17 protein-coding genes and 1 pseudogene are annotated in these 19,154 nt (G+C 39.6%); 10 read left to right on the top strand and 8 right to left on the bottom strand.

Annotated features, from left to right (window positions below; genetic code table 11):
• Positions 1-1,501 (top strand): calcium-binding protein (locus A9Y75_RS19090; protein WP_143046460.1); only part of this gene is annotated, 1,501 nt, incomplete at its 5' end.
• A gap of 59 nt (positions 1,502-1,560) precedes the next feature.
• Here the strand turns inward: A9Y75_RS19090 and A9Y75_RS19085 are convergent.
• Positions 1,561-2,055: an NINE protein gene (locus A9Y75_RS19085; RefSeq protein WP_071191121.1), complete on the bottom strand. Its 495-nt coding sequence runs from the start codon at positions 2,053-2,055 to the stop codon at positions 1,561-1,563.
• Between the two features lie 330 nt (positions 2,056-2,385).
• Here A9Y75_RS19085 and acsF point away from each other — a divergent pair, with 330 nt between their 5' ends.
• Positions 2,386-3,462, top strand: a complete 1,077-nt coding sequence (gene acsF, locus A9Y75_RS19080; RefSeq protein WP_071191120.1) for a magnesium-protoporphyrin IX monomethyl ester (oxidative) cyclase — start codon at positions 2,386-2,388, stop codon at positions 3,460-3,462.
• A 270-nt stretch (positions 3,463-3,732) separates the two neighbouring features.
• Here acsF and A9Y75_RS19075 read toward each other — a convergent pair whose 3' ends face one another.
• The 3 genes and pseudogenes from A9Y75_RS19075 to A9Y75_RS19065 form a co-directional block, all read right to left on the bottom strand.
• Positions 3,733-4,311, bottom strand: coding sequence for a nitrate transporter (locus A9Y75_RS19075; RefSeq protein WP_071191119.1), 579 nt, complete (start codon positions 4,309-4,311; stop codon positions 3,733-3,735).
• A gap of 242 nt (positions 4,312-4,553) precedes the next feature.
• Positions 4,554-5,087: pseudogene (locus A9Y75_RS19070) on the bottom strand (FAD-dependent oxidoreductase); the annotation flags it as partial.
• A gap of 257 nt (positions 5,088-5,344) precedes the next feature.
• Positions 5,345-5,908 (bottom strand): TIGR04376 family protein, encoded by a 564-nt coding sequence (locus A9Y75_RS19065; RefSeq protein WP_071191118.1) that lies wholly within the window; start codon positions 5,906-5,908, stop codon positions 5,345-5,347.
• Positions 5,909-6,312: 404 nt separating this feature from the next.
• Between A9Y75_RS19065 and A9Y75_RS19060 the strand changes: the two genes are divergently transcribed.
• Positions 6,313-6,507, top strand: coding sequence for a type II toxin-antitoxin system HicB family antitoxin (locus A9Y75_RS19060; RefSeq protein ID WP_016951989.1), 195 nt, complete (start codon positions 6,313-6,315; stop codon positions 6,505-6,507).
• A 42-nt stretch (positions 6,508-6,549) separates the two neighbouring features.
• Here A9Y75_RS19060 and A9Y75_RS19055 read toward each other — a convergent pair whose 3' ends face one another.
• The gene (locus tag A9Y75_RS19055; RefSeq protein WP_071191117.1) at positions 6,550-7,374 is read right to left on the bottom strand and encodes a D-alanyl-D-alanine carboxypeptidase family protein; all 825 of its coding nucleotides are present in this window, start codon (positions 7,372-7,374) and stop codon (positions 6,550-6,552) included.
• Positions 7,375-7,625: 251 nt separating this feature from the next.
• Here A9Y75_RS19055 and dcm point away from each other — a divergent pair, with 251 nt between their 5' ends.
• The 7 genes from dcm to A9Y75_RS19025 all read left to right on the top strand — a co-directional run bounded on the left by dcm (position 7,626) and on the right by A9Y75_RS19025 (position 14,775).
• Entirely contained in the window at positions 7,626-8,798 is a 1,173-nt protein-coding gene (gene dcm / locus A9Y75_RS19050) for a DNA (cytosine-5-)-methyltransferase (RefSeq protein ID WP_071191116.1), read from the top strand.
• 16 nt (positions 8,799-8,814) lie between these two features.
• Positions 8,815-9,474: a restriction endonuclease gene (locus tag A9Y75_RS19045; RefSeq protein WP_071191115.1), complete on the top strand. Its 660-nt coding sequence runs from the start codon at positions 8,815-8,817 to the stop codon at positions 9,472-9,474.
• Between the two features lie 47 nt (positions 9,475-9,521).
• Positions 9,522-11,465: a tRNA uridine-5-carboxymethylaminomethyl(34) synthesis enzyme MnmG gene (mnmG, locus tag A9Y75_RS19040; RefSeq protein WP_071191114.1), complete on the top strand. Its 1,944-nt coding sequence runs from the start codon at positions 9,522-9,524 to the stop codon at positions 11,463-11,465.
• A gap of 213 nt (positions 11,466-11,678) precedes the next feature.
• Positions 11,679-12,902 carry a hypothetical protein gene (locus A9Y75_RS19035; protein WP_071191113.1) on the top strand — a complete coding sequence of 408 codons (1,224 nt, stop codon included), beginning with the start codon at positions 11,679-11,681 and terminating at the stop codon, positions 12,900-12,902.
• A 180-nt stretch (positions 12,903-13,082) separates the two neighbouring features.
• Positions 13,083-13,436, top strand: coding sequence for a helix-turn-helix domain-containing protein (locus A9Y75_RS29140; protein WP_071191112.1), 354 nt, complete (start codon positions 13,083-13,085; stop codon positions 13,434-13,436).
• 311 nt (positions 13,437-13,747) lie between these two features.
• Entirely contained in the window at positions 13,748-13,981 is a 234-nt protein-coding gene (locus A9Y75_RS29795) for a hypothetical protein (RefSeq protein WP_236721465.1), read from the top strand.
• Positions 13,982-14,244: 263 nt separating this feature from the next.
• Complete coding sequence (locus A9Y75_RS19025; RefSeq protein ID WP_071191111.1) at positions 14,245-14,775, top strand: late competence development ComFB family protein; 531 nt, start codon at positions 14,245-14,247, stop codon at positions 14,773-14,775.
• 174 nt (positions 14,776-14,949) lie between these two features.
• Here A9Y75_RS19025 and A9Y75_RS19020 read toward each other — a convergent pair whose 3' ends face one another.
• The 3 genes from A9Y75_RS19020 to A9Y75_RS19010 all read right to left on the bottom strand — a co-directional run.
• Positions 14,950-15,564, bottom strand: coding sequence for a hypothetical protein (locus A9Y75_RS19020; protein ID WP_071191110.1), 615 nt, complete (start codon positions 15,562-15,564; stop codon positions 14,950-14,952).
• Between the two features lie 137 nt (positions 15,565-15,701).
• Positions 15,702-17,888: an HAD-IIB family hydrolase gene (locus A9Y75_RS19015; RefSeq protein ID WP_071191109.1), complete on the bottom strand. Its 2,187-nt coding sequence runs from the start codon at positions 17,886-17,888 to the stop codon at positions 15,702-15,704.
• Positions 17,889-18,287: 399 nt separating this feature from the next.
• The coding region (locus tag A9Y75_RS19010) for a chorismate synthase (RefSeq protein ID WP_177176241.1) at positions 18,288-19,154 on the bottom strand (867 nt) is incomplete at its 5' end.

Genomic DNA, 19,154 nt, shown 5'->3' with positions numbered 1-19,154 from the left:
TAGCGTACTAGAAGATGGAACAACCAACCTGGTTTATACCTTCACCCGGAGCGGTGTAACAACCACTGCCCTAACTGTGAACTATATAGTTGGGGGTACAGCCACCTTTAACACCGACTACACCCAAACTGGTGCAACAAGTTTCACTTCAACAACAGGTAGCATTACTTTTGCTGCGGGTGCAAGTACAGCAAATCTCACTGTTGACCCCACAGCAGATACCATCATTGAAAGTGATGAAACTGTTGCTTTAACTTTAGCAACAGGAACAGGTTACACAGTTGCTACAACCACCGCTGTCACTGGAACCATTATCAATGACGATCCTTCGTCCCAAGCAATTCTGTCCATCAATGATATCACTGTTGTTGAAGGCAAAGATGCTAATGCTTTCCTCACTGTCAGTCTTAGCAGTCTTAGTAACCAGCCGGTCAGTGTTAACTATACTCTTACTCCTGTTAACGCCACCCCTGGTGTTGACTACACGAATCTGACTGGAACTCTGATTATTGCTGCTAACACCTCCTTTGGCACTATCAGTATTCCCATTCTCAATGACAACTTCAATGAACCAGATGAAGCGTTTACGGTAACTTTGTCTGGTGCAGTCAATGCCACCATCAGTCCAGATGGGGGGACTGGAGAAGTCATTATTACTGATACCTGGCAAAGTTCTATCACCCGTACCTTACCCAGTGGAGTGGAAAATCTCAAACTCATTGGTACTGCTGCTATCAATGGTACTGGTAATGTAGGTAATAACGTCCTGACTGGTAATAGTGCCAATAATACTCTGTCAGGTCTGAATGGTGATGACACATACTCTTTCCTGGCCAATACTCCTTTAGGAATCGACACTATTATTGAAACACCAATAGGAGGAATTGATACTATCGACTTTAGCGGTACTACTGCTGCCGTCAAGGTCAATCTGGGTGTCATTACATCACAAACGGTTAATAGCAATCTGAAACTGATTCTCTCTGCCAATAACGTGATTGAAAACGCCACTGGTGGCACAGGAAATGACCGTTTCACAGGTAATTCACTGGATAACACCTTAATTGGTGGTGACGGAAATGACCAACTTCTGGGGTTAGCCGGAAATGATACTCTCTGGGGAGGAGCAGGTGATGATAATCTCACTGGTGGAGTTGGTAGTGATAAATATCTGTTTCAAAGTGGTGGGGTATTTAGCAGTGCGCTAGGTGTTGACTTTATTACCCAGTTTGAAGCGGGACTAGACCAGATTGTGCTGAGTAAAACTACTTTCAATGCCATTACTAACTCTGTGGGACAACCGTTAACAGATTTTGCGGTAGTTGCTGATGATGAGTTTGTAGATGCTAGTAATGCCCACATTGTTTTTAGCCAAAGCACTGGTACTATATTTTATAACCGAGATGGTAATGTTCTCGGTGGAGTGGGAGTGTTTGAGTTTGCCAGTTTAGGTAATCCTGATGTTACCCTCAGTGGCAGCAATTTCAGTTTGGTTGTGTAGTCTGTTGAAGGGGTTTGTTTTGCTTACCCACCTTTTAAAAGCGCAACAGCTTCTTAGCTTTACAATTCGTGGAAATGGTAGGTAACGGCTCCAGTAACGGGGTCGTTATCTATTCTGACATAACCTGATTGCAGCATTTCTTTGAGAACCTTTTCCACTTCCGCAAAACTAGCTCCAGTTGCTTTCACCCCTTGAGTCACAGTTAAATTACCCCCCTTGCTTTCTGCGGCTTCGAGCAGTTTAACCATCAGTTGGTTACCAGTGGGTTGATAAACTTGGGAATTAACTACGGCTTGATTTAGTGGTACACCCGAAGGGGATAAACCTGCTTTGAGTCTAAGCTTCTGTTCATACTCTTCAGTCATACCAGGGATGAGGAATAGATCCACTATCTGCCCTATGTACAACAAACCACCAGTACACAACCACAATATACCAGTTCCTATCTTGCCATTGTATAACCGGTGCAACCCTCCCAAGCCTAATAATCCACCTGCACACAAGAGATAAGAGATTAAAAGACGGTCTTTATTTTGATTTTTTTCCACATTCATCTTGTTTTCAGCCCCTTAGATTAGCTCTTGTTTTTTAAGATTGTTAGTTGCTGGCTGCACTTTAGGCACTCTTCCTTTAAAATAACTTACATACTAGGATGCCAAAGGCTGAACATTGTGGTTGACTACCGATTTTCAACCAGCAATTTCGTAACTACTAAAGTTTTGTTGCAACTCTTAATGTTTTATTTGCCATTTTCCCGGCTACACCTTGGTAGACTGAATTTTATACATAATGTAATTATTGTCCTTAGCTGCACCTTGTGAGAGCCTAAACTTTGGCTTTCTGGTGTACTCAAACATAAGAAAAACATTCATGGCAGTCAAAAAATGGTAGATTCCCTCAAAAAACCAGGCTTTGAAGAAATGCGGCCCGGGGTTAAAGTCCCTTCCAAAGAAACCCTCTTAACACCCCGCTTTTACACAACAGATTTTGATGAAATGGCGCGGATGGACATCTCCGTCAACGAAGACGAGTTAAGAGCCATTCTGGAAGAATTCCGCGTTGACTACAACCGCCATCACTTTGTCAGAGATGCCGAATTTGAGCAATCCTGGAATCATATTGATGGGGAAACTCGCCAATTGTTCGTTGAATTTCTGGAACGCTCCTGTACAGCCGAGTTTTCCGGCTTTTTGCTTTACAAAGAACTCGGCCGTCGCTTGAAGGATACAAGCCCTCTATTAGCTGAATGCTTTAACCTGATGTCACGGGATGAAGCACGTCATGCTGGGTTCTTAAACAAAGCAATGTCAGACTTTGATCTATCTCTAGATTTAGGGTTTTTGACTAAGAGCCGCAGTTATACCTTTTTTAAGCCCAAATTCATCTTTTACGCTACTTATCTTTCTGAGAAGATTGGTTATTGGCGCTATATCACCATTTATCGCCATTTAGAACAACATCCTGAAGACCGGATTTACCCAATCTTCCGTTTCTTTGAAAATTGGTGTCAGGATGAAAACCGTCATGGTGATTTCTTTGATGCCATCATGAGAGCGCAGCCACAAATGCTCAATGACTGGAAAGCCAAACTATGGAGTCGGTTCTTCCTGTTGTCGGTATTTGCGACAATGTATCTCAATGACATCCAGCGCAAAGATTTTTATGCTTCTCTAGGCTTAGATGCGAGAGAATATGACATCCATGTGATTAAGAAGACTAATGAAACCGCAGGTAGAGTCTTCCCACTGATGCTAGATGTAGAAAATCCAGAGTTTTATCGGCGTTTGGATGTTTGCGTCAAAAATAACGAAAAATTGACTGCAATTTCCAAGTCCAACAGTCCTAAATTCCTGCAATTCTTCCAAAAAGCGCCAATTTACCTATCTCATGGTTGGCAGTTATTAAAGCTTTACTTGATGAAACCTATTGATGCGGTTTCTGCTCATGGTCAAGCTCGCTAATTTAGACTAGTTTTACAAAAACTTTGGTGGTTCTGTGATGTACAGAGCCACTTTTTTTGTTTTCATCAGTATATTTAGGGAGCAAATTACAGAAAGTCAGCTTGAATTTTGAAGAAGACACGGGGATACCCGATGTCTAAAGCCAGGGGATTCCAGCAAGGAATGTCTTTTTTATTCTCCAGGACTTAAGTCGGGGGCTTGAAACCATTTGCGTCGAACTTAATTGGCAAGGTGCAATTCGCAAGATGAAATAATTTATGAAAATCAAATTTATGGTAATTGTTTTTTACTTTTATCTGTAACCATTTGGGAAAGAATATAGCTGGTGAAATCCAGCAACTGATCCAACAAAACGCCAATAATAGCGATATAGAGTATGGACTCAAGAATGTATTTACCGTTGCTAGTTTTATAAGCATTCCAAGCCAGAAAGCCAAGCCCTTTTGAGCCGACGAGCATTTCTGTAGCAATGACTGTAAACCAAGCTATCCAAAGGCCGATTCTCAAAGCTTTAAATACATGATGGATAGCTACACGAAAGTTATTATCTTGTTTGCGAAATTGTTGGAAACCTGTGGCTGTTTCAATGATAATTGACCAGAAGACACCGAAAAAAACAACAAACACAGCGGAAGCTTCTTTCTCTTTAAATACGATGAGAGCGAGGGGTAAAAATGCTATAGCAGGAATGCTGTTGGGTATTTGACATATCCGCGTAAATAGCTGATAAACTATACCATTAATACCAATGATAAAACCGATAAACAGACCCAGAACAGCGGCTGGAATATAACCTACAAATAACAATTGTAGGCTTGCTAAAACGTCTAACAAGATACTATTTTCCATTCCTCAGTTATGATCTGAAACGTCTGGGGAATAAATACTAAAGCAATAATACTCAATAGCTGCGGAAAGGAAAACTCAAAAGCGGATGTGAAAACCTAACTAAAATTTATCATTAAATAAAACTTCAATAAAGAAATTAAATAATCTTTCAATAATTGAGAGTTATGAAAATAATACAAACGTAAATCTGTACCTGATTTAACCAAATTATGTAAAAGCAATTATAAATACAGCACTTCCCAGCCCAGACAAGCTAAAGGCTGTTGGAAAAATACCCGCAGTAGATAACCTGGTTCTTCTAATGAAAGCAATTCAAAGCTATTTAGGTAATTAAAGACTTTTTGACATTCCTTATAGAAACCACGAATTCCTTTTTCTTCATGAGGAAAATAAGCAGTCAGATTTTGCAAAAATTTTTCATAATTTTTATCAACTTTAATATCTAACCCGTTAGGTAGATGATAATGAATCTGCACAGGATCTGCTATTGATTCTATGCTGACATTCACAGCTGCTAAGGCGCGGGTAAGTAGGTTAGTTGTACCTTTATCTCCCAAACCAAAAATCATTGATGCGCCCACATCAAATGTGTATTCTTGACGTTGAAAATAGCCAGCGCTACCACCAGGTATCAGATAACTTTCTAGGACTAAGACTTTTGCTCCTTTGGAGGCTAACTGGGTGGCTGTTACTAAACCCCCAATACCAGCACCAATGACAATAACATCAAATAATTCGTAATTCATAATTCGTAATACAGCACTTCTCAGTGTCATGAGTTACAAGAACCCCACCCCCAACCCCCTAAGAGCAAGCGATGAGGGGGCTATGATGTAGCTTATAACAAAGGAATCCGCTGTAATATAGCAATCCTAAATCATGCATAAAAACCAGACTTTATTTACTCTGCGCCTTCTGCGTCTCTACGGTTGGTTAAACAAAAATAATTTCCACACACAAAATAGAATAGCTATATATAAATTATCAAAGATGAAATTGTCTCATGGGAATTTCATCGTTCATATTTTTGGAATTATTTCCCTAAATTACGTTTCATTTGTTCCAACTCGTCTTGAGTTTCCCAACGCAGAAATGTATTTTCTAAATCGTCGAAACTATTAGGTGGAGTTTGCCAAGGATTGGTTTCTAAGCGCTGCTGAGTTTGAGTTTTTGCACGCGCTGTCTGTGCTTCGGTGGCTTTAGCTTGTACTTCTTGACGACGCTGCTGAATTTTGCGTAGAAGTTCCTGAGATTGGATAATGCGTTCTTTTAAACCCTGCATTTGTCCCCAACGCTGATTTCCTTCGCGCAGAAGTGCGTCTTCTCTATCTTGCGCTGCTGAGGCTAAATCCTGTCTACCTGCGGCTTTAGCCTTTTGTATACGAATGTGCCAACGTTGGATTTCTTGGGCTGTGGAGAGAATATCATCTTGCGATCGCTTCTCCTGTAATTGTAACTCAGCAATCAACTTTAAAGTATCTTCTTCTTGCTCTCGTAGCTGTTCTAACAGCATTTCTAATTCCAGATGTGGATTATTACGCAAGAATTCTTCTAAACGTTCTTCTAAAAACCGACTTAAATCATCAAATAAGCCCACTGTCAAAACTCCAAATGTTAGGTGTGTAACTATTTTATTGTAATCATTTTATCGGGAGTGTTCAAATAAATTATTTTTACTATCGGTTTACTTAAACGATTGCTACTTTGATAAATTAAGGTTTTACTATTGCACTATACTCAATCATACTATTGATGGTGTATACATGGATGCTCAATTATCAGTCGATGGAAATAATTGGACTTGGACACTACTATAAAAGGGAAAATCATCATATTAAATTGTAATTAAATTATATATTTTTGTATCATCATTATCTAAATTTCCTGAGATTTGCATTTTCTACCTATAGTTAGCAAGGGTGTGAGATTGTGCAGTATCAACCAATCCTTTTTGGTCTTAATTATTAATATAGAATTAGAGATAATAGCGGTGATTGAGATATGCGATATCAAGTCAAGTTAAATAAAATAGATAAAGTCTATGCTATCTGGTGTCCTGCTTTACCTGGATGTTGGACAGTTGGAGAAACGGAACAAGAGGCTTTAGATAAGATGAAATATGCGATTCAAGCTTACCTAGAAACTGCTGATGAAGTTAGTAAAAATTCAGAATTTTATTATGTAGAAGTTAGATAATACTAATTAGCAAAAATACGTATTCATTAATTCGATAATTACCTAAAGTGGTGTAACCCAATAGGTAATACCGTTAACAGTTTTATTCCTCAACCCAAACTTAGGTAAATCCTCTTCATTCCAACCAAGATAAGTCCAATGAGGAAGATCATTTTCGACAGTCTGAAACCAACCATTTTGATTTAATGCTTGTCTCTGTGCTGCGCTAGATACTCGTAAATCAATCGCTAATCCCCAGAGATGTTGTGAAGTTCCTGGGGGTGCAACTGTACCGAGAATTTTTGTTTCTTTACCTTGTTGTACTTGTGATAAAGTTTGACTATTAGTGTATTTTTGCCAAAATCTTAAATTGGTAGCAAAACTGCGTGTACAATCACCAGAATATCCAGATTTAAGAGGAATCTTTTGCAAATGTCTAGCTTTATTAAAAGCTTCAGCGGCAGCTTTTTGTAAATAACATTCTGTAGTTCCCTCTACTAAATCTACTCGCAGATTACCCTGATATTCTTGGGTTTGTTGTTCGTTGTCTAAGATCACTTTTGGTGGTAGTTTAATTTCTGGTTGTTGATTTATAAATACTGTACCGTAAGCACGCAGGATGATATATTCAAATGTATTAGGTTGGGGAAAATTTGTTGCTATTTGGTGAGTAATTGTAGCTATAAAGCGCTGTTGTTCATCTAATTGCTGATTGGGAATAAATGGTGTAGATGGTATTGTATTGACATTATTTATTATTGCCGTATTTTCTAATGATTCATAGTAGTTAATATCACTACTGGCAACTAGAGTAAAAAATATGAAGGTAATGATGGTAATAAAAGTTAATTTTCTTAAACGGCGTTTTAGTTTGGAATGACGTTTCATTGAAAAAATGATTGACTTGACAACTTGGTTTTAATTATATTACAGATTTTCAGGAATACTTAAAAAGTGTAAAAATCAGTATTTTCTCTTCTGTCTTAATGTTTAATAAGAATACTGAATAACCATATTAATTCTCATCATTAGGGTGGAATTTACCCAGATATTCCCTGAATAATACTCATAATAAATGTAAAAATCATATATAATATGTTAGTTAACATACTTATAACAAAATATTACAAACTGTATAAATGCTAACAAATCGATTAACCGCTATAGAGTTATTTGCTGGTATTGGTGGTTTCCGTCTGGGTTTAGAAAATGCCAATATCGAAACTGTATGGGCAAATGATATCAATGAACTGTGTTGTAAAGTTTATAAAAGTAATTTTGGTAAAGATGCAATTGTTTTAGGAGATATTAACGAAATTTCTATATCAGATATACCTAATCATAATATTTTAACGGCTGGGTTTCCTTGTCAACCATTTAGTTCAGCTGGAAAAAAGCTCGGAGTAAGAGATAGAGTTAGGGGGACGTTATTTGAACGCATTGTAGAAATTATAGATGCAAAAAAACCAAAATATTTCTTTTTAGAAAATGTTAAAAGACTCTTAACAATGGAGAATGGCTATCATTTCCGAGTAATCTTAAATGCACTATCTGAATTAGATTATTTGATTGAATGGAGAATTATTAGTCCTATTAGTTTTGGTATTCCTCAAAATAGAGATAGAATTTTGATTTTTGGTACTAAGTTAAATTCTACGGATATAAATTATCATCTTTTGGAAAATACATCTGTCTTTTTAACCAAAGACGACTTAATAGATTTAGAAAATATAGAAATATTAATAGAAAAAGAACTATCGCCTATAACTGCAAATAAAGGTAAAAATTATCATTGGGGAATTGCCTATAAAAATAAGATGTTCACACAAAATCTGTCTCCATTATCAGATATAAAACCCAGAAAAAAGCTAAAACATATTTTGCAAGATGAAGCAATAGTAGATACTCAATTTGATTTCACAAATGATACCTTAGAACGTATTAAGCAAAGTAAGTCAGTGAATCGTTATTGTCAGGGAGTAGAAATATTATATAACCAAGAGGGAGGCTCAAGACTAGGTTATACAATCTTTGGAATTAATGGTATTGCATCAACATTAACTGCTTCTACATCAAGACACTATGAACGCTATAAAATAGGTGAAAAATTTCGCAGATTAACTAATGTTGAATATGCTCGATTAATGGGTTTCCCTGATGATTGGTGTAGAGAAGCTAAAATTTACAATCAATATGCTTTATTTGGTAATGCCATTGTCCCTGCTTGTGTAGAATGGGTATGTAAAAGGATTGGGGAAAAAAATATTGAATTTCCTAAATCTACTTGGCAGCAATTAAGTTTGGCTATTTAGTTGACTTTTGAAAAATATGGAATTACTAACGCTAGAATCTCTTAAAAAGGCTGCACAGAGTTTTTGTTTAGAACTGAGTGCAATACCAATTCATAATCTGTATGGGGTTACAGATGGTAAAGCCGTAGGAACTTACGTTGAATCTGCTTTTAATCAATATTTATCTACAAGATATGATTACACCCTTGGTAGTGCAGCATTAGGAATTGATTTTCCTGGCTTAGAAGTTGATTTAAAAGTAACATCAATTCGACAGCCACAGTCTTCATGTCCTTTTAGAAATGCTAGTCAAAAGGTTTATGGATTAGGTTATAATCTATTAATATTTGCATACGAAAAAATTGATAATCATAGTTCTCATACTGCTAATTTAAAATTCCAAAATGTTGTTTTTGTAGATAAGAAACGTACTGGAGATTATCAAACAAGCTACGGTATAACAGAAATTATACGCCGGAATGGTAATAAGGATGATGTGATAGCTTTTTTAGAGGAACGGAATTTCCCCCTAGATGAAATTGGTCGGGAAACACTAGCAGAAAGAATTTTAGAGAAACCTCCAGAAATTGTCTATCTGACTATTTCTAATGCTTTACAATGGCGGTTGCAATACAGCAGGGTTATCCAAGTTTCCACAATAGGAACAACAACAGGGATAGAAAATCTATTAACATAGATTGTAACTAGCCTTTTTAATTATTAATTATTAATCCTTAATTGCTTATGACCATGCACAATTCCCCACAATTCCAAGACGCATTTGATGTGATAGTCGTCGGTGCAGGTCACTCCGGTTGCGAAGCAGCTTTAGCTACTGCCCGCCTCGGTTGTCGGACTCTGCTGTTAACCCTTAATCTAGATAGAATCGCTTGGCAACCTTGTAACCCAGCAGTAGGTGGCCCAGCCAAATCTCAATTAACCCATGAAGTTGATGCTTTGGGTGGAGAAATTGGCAAAGTCGCAGACCGCACCTATCTACAAAAACGCATCCTCAACTCTTCACGAGGACCTGCGGTGTGGGCATTACGAGCGCAAACCGATAAGCGCGAATATGCAACAGTCATGAAGACCATTGTCGAGAATCAAGACAATTTGACAATTCGGGAAGGAATGGCCACCGACTTGGTGCTGGGTGCTAACGATGAAATTATCGGTGTACAAACTTACTTTGGCATGGCATTTCAATGCAAAGCCTTGATTATCACCACCGGCACATTTTTGGGTGGTAAAATTTGGGTGGGTAACAAGTCAATGGCTGCTGGACGTGCGGGAGAATTTGCGGCTGAAGGATTGACAGAAACTCTCAATCGCTTAGGATTTGAAACGGGAAGATTAAAAACAGGAACACCGGCGCGGGTAGATAGACGCTCGGCAGATTACAGTAAAATGGAAATTCAGCCGGGAGATAAAGAAGTCCGCTGGTTTAGCTTTGACCCCCAAGCGTGGGTAGAACGGGAACAAATGGCTTGTTATATGACCCGGACTACTGCGGAAACTCATCGTTTGATTCGGGAAAATTTGCACCTATCACCGGTTTATGGTGGTTGGGTGGAAGCTAAAGGACCCCGTTATTGTCCGAGTATTGAAGATAAGATTGTCCGCTTTGCAGATAAAGAAAGCCACCAAATTTTTATTGAACCAGAAGGTCGGGATATTCCCGAATTATACATCCAAGGGTTTTCCACGGGTTTACCAGAAAATCTGCAATTGTTAATGTTGCGGAGTCTTCCCGGTTTGGAAAACTGCGTGATGCTGCGTCCTGCCTATGCAGTGGAATATGATTATATACCTGCAACTCAGTGTTATCCCACATTGATGACGAAGAAGGTAGAAGGGCTATTTTGCGCGGGACAAATTAATGGGACAACCGGTTATGAAGAAGCTGCGGCTCAAGGTTTGGTAGCGGGAATTAATGCAGCCCGATTTGTCCGGGGTGAGGAAATGATTATTTTCCCCCGTGAGCAAAGTTACATTGGCACTTTAGTTGATGATTTGTGTACAAAGGATTTACGAGAACCTTACCGTATGCTCACGAGTAGGTCTGAGTACCGCTTGTTACTGCGTTCTGATAATGCTGACCAACGTTTGACACCTTTGGGACGAGAAATTGGTTTAATTGATGATCGTCGTTGGGATTTGTTTACTAGCAAACAAGAACAGATTACGGCGGAGAAAGAACGCTTGCATTCTACCAGAATTAAAGAACTGGAGGAAGTAGGGAAAGCGATCGCACAGGATACCCAACAAGTAATTAAAGGCTCAATTACCCTGGCTGACTTATTGCGTCGTCCAGGAATACATTACGTTGATTTAGAAAGGTACGGACTAGGTAACACCACCCTCAACCAAGCGGAAAAAGAAGGTGCAGAAATTGACATTAAATATTCTGGATATCTAGTCAGACAGCAAAACCAAATCGAGCAAACGGCACGTCAAGCAAACCGCCAGTTACCAGCTGATTTAGACTACACAACAATTGATACTCTTTCTAAAGAAGCCAGAGAAAAGCTCAACAAGGTAAAACCCCTAACTATCGGTCAAGCAGCGCGAATTGGCGGAGTTAATCCAGCTGATATCAACGCCTTACTCATTTATTTAGAAATACGTAAAACCAAAACTCAGCCAGATTTTTCGGTATTAGTTTCCACCAAATATCATCAAGGGTGAGTATAGTATAGGTTAGGGGATCAGTATGATCGATGACATAAATTTGTGAAGTGATATTATCAATCATTTCCAAATCATTGTAGAATTTAATACCACCGCTCAATCAACTTATGTCCTCTGGGATTAAGTGATTGGCTGTTTGATTAAAAAACTCGATATCCCGGCAATCAAAGTGTCGTTTCCCCGTCCTAGCAGCTACAACCGAAGAAGTCTATGATACCAGAAGCCAGCAACCATCTCACTATTTCGGAAGCATCAGAGGACTTAATCACCAATGAGCCTTGGTCGATAGAGACTTACGTTGAAGGCTTGATGGATGATATCTTCACCGATATCGATGACATTCTCGATGGTCGAAGGAAGCGGCCTGCCAAAACTGTGCGGACAGAATACCCATCTGTGCAAACAGTGACGGTGAAGATGCCAGAAGTTGTTTTACCACCAAGAGTACACCAAGCAGTCAAGGCAATATCGCCAAGCAAAAACCAGCAACCGAGTACATTGGTGTTCAATGCTCCCTCCGTTACCGCAATTAGTCCCAAGACTGAGCAAAAAAGTCGTGGTTTAGACAAGCTGCTAATTTTGGCAGCGTCCTTGGGCTTGGCAATTGTCGGTACAGTAGTCTATCTAACAGAGTCAGGATTACTAACTAACCAATTGACTTCGCAGAGTCTGCCAACAGAGCAATTAGCATCACCAGTAGCAATAAAGCCAGACCCGCAAGCCGAGTTGGTTAATTATATGCTAGAAGCCCTGGCGGTGATAGACCAGCAAGGAGTAACCAATAATCAGACACCTGCTAAACCTGGATTTCCCGATGTAAATCTGAATCAGACAAATGCTTTGGCTTTGCCAAGTACCCAACCGCTGGGGACTCTACCACCACCTTTGGCGGCTAACAATGTCCCCCCAGTTCCGAGTCGGACAACAAACGTGATTGAACGGATTTATATCCCCGTTTATCAAGCGCCCCAACCTATGCGTCCCTTACCACCGGTTCCGCCAATTCTCCCGCAGGGTTCTGCACCTAATACTGTACAACCAGTAGCCAAGCCGATACCGGAAAAAGTGTCAACTCCATCTGTGAAAACCCCAGTGACAGATGTGAAGCCAGCGGTTAATCCTCAGCCACTGAGAATATTACCACCAAAACTGCCTACTGCTACAGCAACTACACCAACAGTAGTTATAGAAAAAGCCCCAACTACTATCCAGCAACAGGCATCTTTACCTGCCTATTCCGCAGAGTTAGAGGGATTGCTAGAGTTGGGTAACAAATCCGCCGCTTTGTTTAAAATCGATAGTGTGACTCGCCGGATTAACTTGGGAGAGAATATTGGTTCTAGTGGTTGGACGCTAGTAGAGGTGAGTAACGGTGAGGCAATTATCCGTCGTAACGGTGAAGTGCGATCAATTTACGCAGGGCAGAAGTTGTAAAACTCCTCCTAGCACTAAGTAATATCGTGTTCGGTTAAAGACTTAATAATTAGGGAACCGCACTCCAGATAGGGAAGGGGTTAATTAACAGTAGCCCAAAAGCTAACAATTACTACCAATTACTCACTATTATCCCAGCCAAAGTCATCAACTATTGGGATTTTGTTGTAAAATACCTTCATGCTACTAGGATTCAAGACCGAACTCAAGGTAAACAAGCAACAACGTCTACTACTGGCACAACACGCAGGAGTAGCCAGACACGCTTGGAATCAAGGTTTAGCATTGTGTCAACAGGTTCTCATACATAATCGGACAAAACCTGAAGATAAAATTAAATTTCCCACAGCCATAGACTTACATAAATGGTTAGTAGCAGCAGTTAAATCTACCCATCCTTGGTATTATGATGTATCTAAATGCGCTCCTCAATACGCATTAAGACATTTATCAGATGCCTTTAAATCTTTTTTCAAGAAAGTTAAAGGGTTTCCTAACTTCAAAAAAAAGGTAGACATGATTCTTTTACTTTAGATGGTGCAATTCACATTGACCATAAAAAAGTAAAAGTTCCTGTAATTGGATGGCTAAAGACTTATGAACTTCTACCTTTTGGATATAAACCCAAATCAATCACAATTAGTAAACAAGCTGATAAGTGGTTTATCTCCTGGAAAATAGCAGTAGAAACTAGTAGTGGTTCGACTTCCTTCGACTTCCTTCGACTTCGCTCAGGACAAGTCGCTCAGGACAAGTCGCTCACCAACCCGACTTCGCTCACTAACCGTGAAATTCCTAAAAAACAAGAGTTTGTTGGAGTTGACTTAGGAATAAATCATCTAGCAGTGTTGTCAACAGGAGAAATATTTAATGGAGCAAAAAGTTATAAAAAGTATGAGAAAGAATTAGCAAGAATGCAATATTTGAACCGTCATAAACAAGTCGGTTCTCATGATAACTTTTATGGCTTACGCCGCGCTACGCTCAGGTTCGGGGGTAGGTCTATTGGATGTTTTTTAAGGTTGGCTTACTCTTCAGATTTCTGCACAGATAGAGTAATCATAATCAGCCAGAGATGATATTATTCCATTTACTCAGAATATAAATACATACTTTTAGCAAGCAAGTATCAGGTTTTATCTATGATTTGTATATATTTTTTTATATATCAAATTGGTATTTTGATTAAGGATAGGTAAAATCCACATCTACAACAATTCAAATAAATTGCTATACTAAGAATTTACTAAATTATTTAGTAAACATTTTTTGGTTCTTCATAAAGTCCTCATCAAAACTTTAACTCAAATACTAATTAAAGTCAATTTTGCTAAAAAGCCTTATGTCCAACTCTAATTCATCACTCAATGCGTCTATTAATGCTCATCAACAGCATTCATTCATCAAAAATTCCAGAAATGTGATGGAAATGCTAGTGGTAGAGGAAGTTGAAAAACAAATTCAATGCTTACCCATGAAAACTGCCAAGTACATTAAAGCATCAGAAGTGGTAGCATATGCGTTAAATCGCTTGCCCTGCCTATATGCTACTAGTAAACGAGGGTGGCAGCGACAATGGCATCACGGAAAAACAGAGTTGTACCAGAAAATTTCCACATCTGTGCGTCAGGGAATTGCAGCTGTACAACGAGATCCGCTCCGTATTAACGATCCTCTGAATTTCCTAGAAGATCAGGCTGCACAGACTGCTTTGGAAGGGCTAAAAGTATTGCTGCAACGTGAAGATATATCATGGGACAACCTCAACAATGTGGTTGAACAAACCTTGCTCAACACACAGCAAGGAAATATAACTTGGCGCAATGGTCGTTCAGACAATCAAACATTTGACTGGGAGAAGCATCGACGGTAACTGTACAATGCGATAAATTATAGGGTAGGATGTGACCGAATTCAGGTTTCAGCGTCAATGAATTTATTCGGGAACAAATCTCAAATCCTCAAGGTAGGGGTGGGGTAAATCTAAAATCTAAAATCTCAAATCTAAAATCGGTTAACTGGATTCAAAAAAAGGAAAAATAAAAATTTAGCGCTTGTTAAGGTTAGCTTCTAAGGTTTTGACCTGAGTTTGCAGTTCTTCTACTGCTTTTATATGCGATCGCTCTAGCAAATAACCTGTCCAAACAAAGCTACCAGCTAACACCGTAACTGCGCCAACTAAAATACCTGTGAGCAATTTTACCTGGGAACGAAGATGTTTCACTTCGTAAATTTGATATTGAGTTGGGGAAAGAGAATTTAGATTGGCATCTTGATTTTCTCTGACTACTTCTACAGTTACATTATTTACATTAGTTACATTTTCTACTATTTTAAACTCAATTTTGCTTTGTAGCCAATCAACAATCAAGTTAGGGCAATTCGTCTTAAACCATTGCCAAGCAATCATCCTGAATGCAGGTTTAGACATTTTGGAAATTACTTTTAGAGTTCTATTGAGAGTGCGAAACTGAATCTTTTGATTGATCAGGTTAGTTGCTCCTACATCATAGAGACAGTTCAAGATCAACTTAATTGTCGTTTCCTCTCTAGCAAATAAATTTTCTAACAAGAGGAGAACGTCTTGCATAAGTTTTTCTTCTCTTTCCTTTTCTGTAGGCAATTTTGTTAATTCATTTGATGTTTTTACTGACTCAGCCATAATTTGTGTATAAAAAAGTATTATTTTTATGTATTTATCTATAATTATATCCACATACAAAAGTATTGTAAAACCTCGCTGGAAATAGACCCTTTTCCAGCAGAGCAATATCTACGGTAAGCTAACGCTCAACCCATTTACGACTTTGTAGGCGACAAATTACCAAAAAAGTCATAATAATTCAATGCTTCTAAAATGCCCCAGGCATAATGCCCTTGAGCAAAATAGATTTGTGGACAGCCCCGCAGCTTTTCAAGTTCTTGGCTGTAATTCCCAACCACAACAGCTAATGTATTCCCCGCCAGCATAGATTCATCATTACCTGATGCCCCTGCTACCAAGAACCGCTGAACAGGTAAACCCCATTTCAAAGCCGCATAACGAATTGCATCTCCTTTAGAAGCGCGAATAGGCACTAAATCAAGATACATATTATGGCTATAAATACCCTTGACAGGAAGCTGATGGCGACGCAGATGGCGGGTAATTTCCCGGAAGCTTGGTGATTTTTCTTCATCCACAAAATAGCTGATTTTAAACTTGCCTTGAGCTTCTGGTGGCTGTAATTCAACCCCAGGAATATCCTTCATTGCGGCACGAATTATCTTAGATTTCCAATGATAGCCAATGTGTTTTTGCCAACTTGTATCTAGTACCACTTGGGGACCATAATAGATTTCACTTCCTGCTGATGTAATTAGCAAATCTGGCATTGGAAATCGCCATTCTTCCAACATACTCAAGGTACTTTCGAGGCTGCGTCCAGTCGCAATACCAACTCCAGTTGTATCCCCCTTATTGCCAATTTGCTCAATCAACTGTTGTAAGGCTTCCTTATCACCTAATAATGTGTTATCTATTTCGCATACGAGGAAACGATCAGCAGTTGGTAGGTGGTTTGTATCAGGTATATTCCAGTCTGGATGGTCAACTGCTAGAGATTCACTCAGCGGACTAAGCAGAGATTGAACTCGTCTTTGGGGAAATAAATCCACTTGCTCCAGATATTGCTCTACATGACTATCCCAGGAAAAATGTTTGCAGACATTAACCAAGCCATTGTTAGACCAGCGTTGCCATTGTTCAGTATCTGTCAGAGTGGTTCGCAATGCATCTTGTATTTCTTGAATATTCAGAGGATCAATCAGCAGTCCATTCTCGCAAGCTGATAGGATATCCCTTGGACCACCGTCAGCAGTGGCAATAATCGGTACACCACAAGCACTGGCCTCAATCAGAGTTAGTCCAAATGGTTCTGTCAATGCAGGATTGATAAAAACTCCTCTTGTCTTAGCCGTCAGCCGATATAAGTCAGGTACATCGTCAGCATTGTGGTGTTTGGGATAAGCGATATGACCATAAAGATCATAGCGATCTATTAATTGCAATATTTCGATAAATACCTGGCGTGGCCCTGATTCCATCGTCATGATATCCTCGCGTTTTCCCAGTACAATCACCAGGTTGGCTAAGTTACGCAGTTCCGGATCTTCGCCATAAGCTTTGATGAGACTACGCACATTTTTACGAATAGCCGGACGGGAAATTGCCATGATGATTGGCTTTTGCGGATCTTTGAGAAATCGCTCCAATTCCTTTTGAATCGGTGGGTTCTGCCAATCATCTGCTGCTGGGTAGAAACGCTCTAGAGTTACACCAGGAGGGATTACCACCATTCTTTCCGGTTGATAGTGGTCATAAACGCCGTACTGCTGCTCAACTTCTTGATGAGTACTGGCTATAACTAGGGCTGCACTACCAAGTGTGGTTTCCTCTGCTTCAATTCGCGTACTGATATGAAAGTGATCTTCAATGACTTCTTGTTTGGTTCCCTGTTCTAGTAATCGTTGCTGCTTAACACGTCCGAGGGAGTGACCTGTATGTACAAGAGGCGTTCCTAACCAGCCTGCAACCCGACAGCCAACATAGCCAGCGTCAGCGTAGTGTGTATGAATCACATTCGGTATTCTGCCAACTTTACGAATGTGTCTGAGCAATTCATCTGCAAAGGTATCTAAATGCTGCCAGAGAACTTCTTTGCGGAGGTAGCGACGGGGACCACAGGCAAGACGAATAATTTGGGCTTTGTCTGAGAGAATTTCTATTGGTTGAGCATAATCAGGACTAACTTTTGGGTCATTCACCAACCGCGTAACTAAATCAACTCTTTCTACTTTTGGGTTTTTGGCTAATGTGCAGGCCAGTTCCACTACATATTTTGTTTGTCCACCAGTATCTGCATCTCTTCCTAATTCTAGATTGTTACCACGAATTAAACCATGAACACTAACGAGTAGAATGTATATCCCTGGATTGTGTGACATCTTGTCTTCCTCCATAATTAACCGTATTGCAGGCTATGTTTAGCCTTTTTATACTGAATGGACTTGACTGTTATAAGTGAAACATCCATCATACAGGTAGGTAGTGCATTTTAACACTTTTTTTAAAGCATCTGAATCTATAAAAAATTCGGAAAATTTATGGTTTTTCAGTTCATAGGAATGAATAGCAGGTGACAGGTGACTCTTAACAGGTGACAGTGCTAGAAGCCTTTTATTGTGTAAGTTTTAGCATTGGTTGATGTCCTAACCGCCTTGTCCGTTGCTATACCTGGGAAAGGCAGATAAGCAGATAATAAAAAAAGCTAAAAAAGCGCCCTCTGCGAACAGAAGACGCTTTTTTATGAATGAGACTTGTTTAACCAAGACTCTCGTTAATTATTAACCGTTGATAGCAGGAGCGCTCATTGCAACAGGAGCAACATCACCAGCAGCCAAGTCTAGGGGGAAGTTGTGAGCGTTACGCTCGTGCATTACTTCCATACCGAGGTTAGCGCGGTTGATTACGTCAGCCCATGTACCAATTACACGACCTTGAGAATCAATGATGGATTGGTTGAAGTTGAAACCGTTCAAGTTGAACGCCATTGTGCTTACGCCCAAAGCGGTGAACCAAATCCCAACTACTGGCCATGCAGCCAAGAAGAAGTGAAGTGAACGGCTGTTGTTGAAGGAAGCGTATTGGAAAATCAAGCGACCGAAGTAACCGTGTGCTGCAACGATGTTGTAGGTTTCTTCTTCTTGACCGAACTTGTAACCGTAGTTTTGTGATTCGGTTTCGGTTGTTTCACGAACCAAGGAAGATGTAACCAAAGAACCGTGCATTGCAGAGAACAAGGAACCACCGAATACACCAGCTACTCCCAACATATGGAAGGGGTGCATCAAGATGTTGTGTTCAGCTTGGAACACGATCATGAAGTTGAAGGTTCCAGAGATACCTAAAGGCATACCGTCGGAGAATGAACCTTGACCGATTGGGATTGTCTCACGGGCTGACGACCTACCGCCACCTTGCCAATTTCTAAACCCATACTTAGCATCATAGGTAGCATCTGCGTGAGAAGGACGATATTTTTGCGCCATCTCATCATAATCTTCAGGACGGGTATTTTTATTTCTGACTAAGATAGCGATCGGTGTTCCCAGAGTTTTACCTTCAAAGACTCCTGATAATATCTCACAGGTGTCCGCTTCCTTGCGAGGAGTCGTGATTTTACTTTGTCCTGGCCGTCTTCTGTCTAGTTC

The sequence above is a fragment of the Trichormus sp. NMC-1 genome, from assembly GCF_001858025.1.
Taxonomy (GTDB): domain Bacteria; phylum Cyanobacteriota; class Cyanobacteriia; order Cyanobacteriales; family Nostocaceae; genus Anabaena.
The sequence above is the reverse complement of the archived record's forward strand: the minus strand, read 5'-3'. Positions and strand labels throughout refer to the sequence as shown.

Coding starts and splice junctions, on each gene's coding strand:
- A9Y75_RS29140 (WP_071191112.1), top strand. CDS start 13,083: ATGCTACTAGGATTCAAGACCGAACTCAAGGTAAACAAGCAACAACGT.
- A9Y75_RS19015 (WP_071191109.1), bottom strand. CDS start 17,888: ATGTCACACAATCCAGGGATATACATTCTACTCGTTAGTGTTCATGGT.
- dcm (WP_071191116.1), top strand. CDS start 7,626: ATGCTAACAAATCGATTAACCGCTATAGAGTTATTTGCTGGTATTGGT.
- A9Y75_RS19085 (WP_071191121.1), bottom strand. CDS start 2,055: ATGAATGTGGAAAAAAATCAAAATAAAGACCGTCTTTTAATCTCTTAT.
- acsF (WP_071191120.1), top strand. CDS start 2,386: ATGGTAGATTCCCTCAAAAAACCAGGCTTTGAAGAAATGCGGCCCGGG.
- A9Y75_RS19025 (WP_071191111.1), top strand. CDS start 14,245: ATGTCCAACTCTAATTCATCACTCAATGCGTCTATTAATGCTCATCAA.
- A9Y75_RS19060 (WP_016951989.1), top strand. CDS start 6,313: ATGCGATATCAAGTCAAGTTAAATAAAATAGATAAAGTCTATGCTATC.
- A9Y75_RS19055 (WP_071191117.1), bottom strand. CDS start 7,374: ATGAAACGTCATTCCAAACTAAAACGCCGTTTAAGAAAATTAACTTTT.
- A9Y75_RS19020 (WP_071191110.1), bottom strand. CDS start 15,564: ATGGCTGAGTCAGTAAAAACATCAAATGAATTAACAAAATTGCCTACA.
- mnmG (WP_071191114.1), top strand. CDS start 9,522: ATGACCATGCACAATTCCCCACAATTCCAAGACGCATTTGATGTGATA.
- A9Y75_RS19075 (WP_071191119.1), bottom strand. CDS start 4,311: ATGGAAAATAGTATCTTGTTAGACGTTTTAGCAAGCCTACAATTGTTA.
- A9Y75_RS19045 (WP_071191115.1), top strand. CDS start 8,815: ATGGAATTACTAACGCTAGAATCTCTTAAAAAGGCTGCACAGAGTTTT.
- A9Y75_RS19035 (WP_071191113.1), top strand. CDS start 11,679: ATGATACCAGAAGCCAGCAACCATCTCACTATTTCGGAAGCATCAGAG.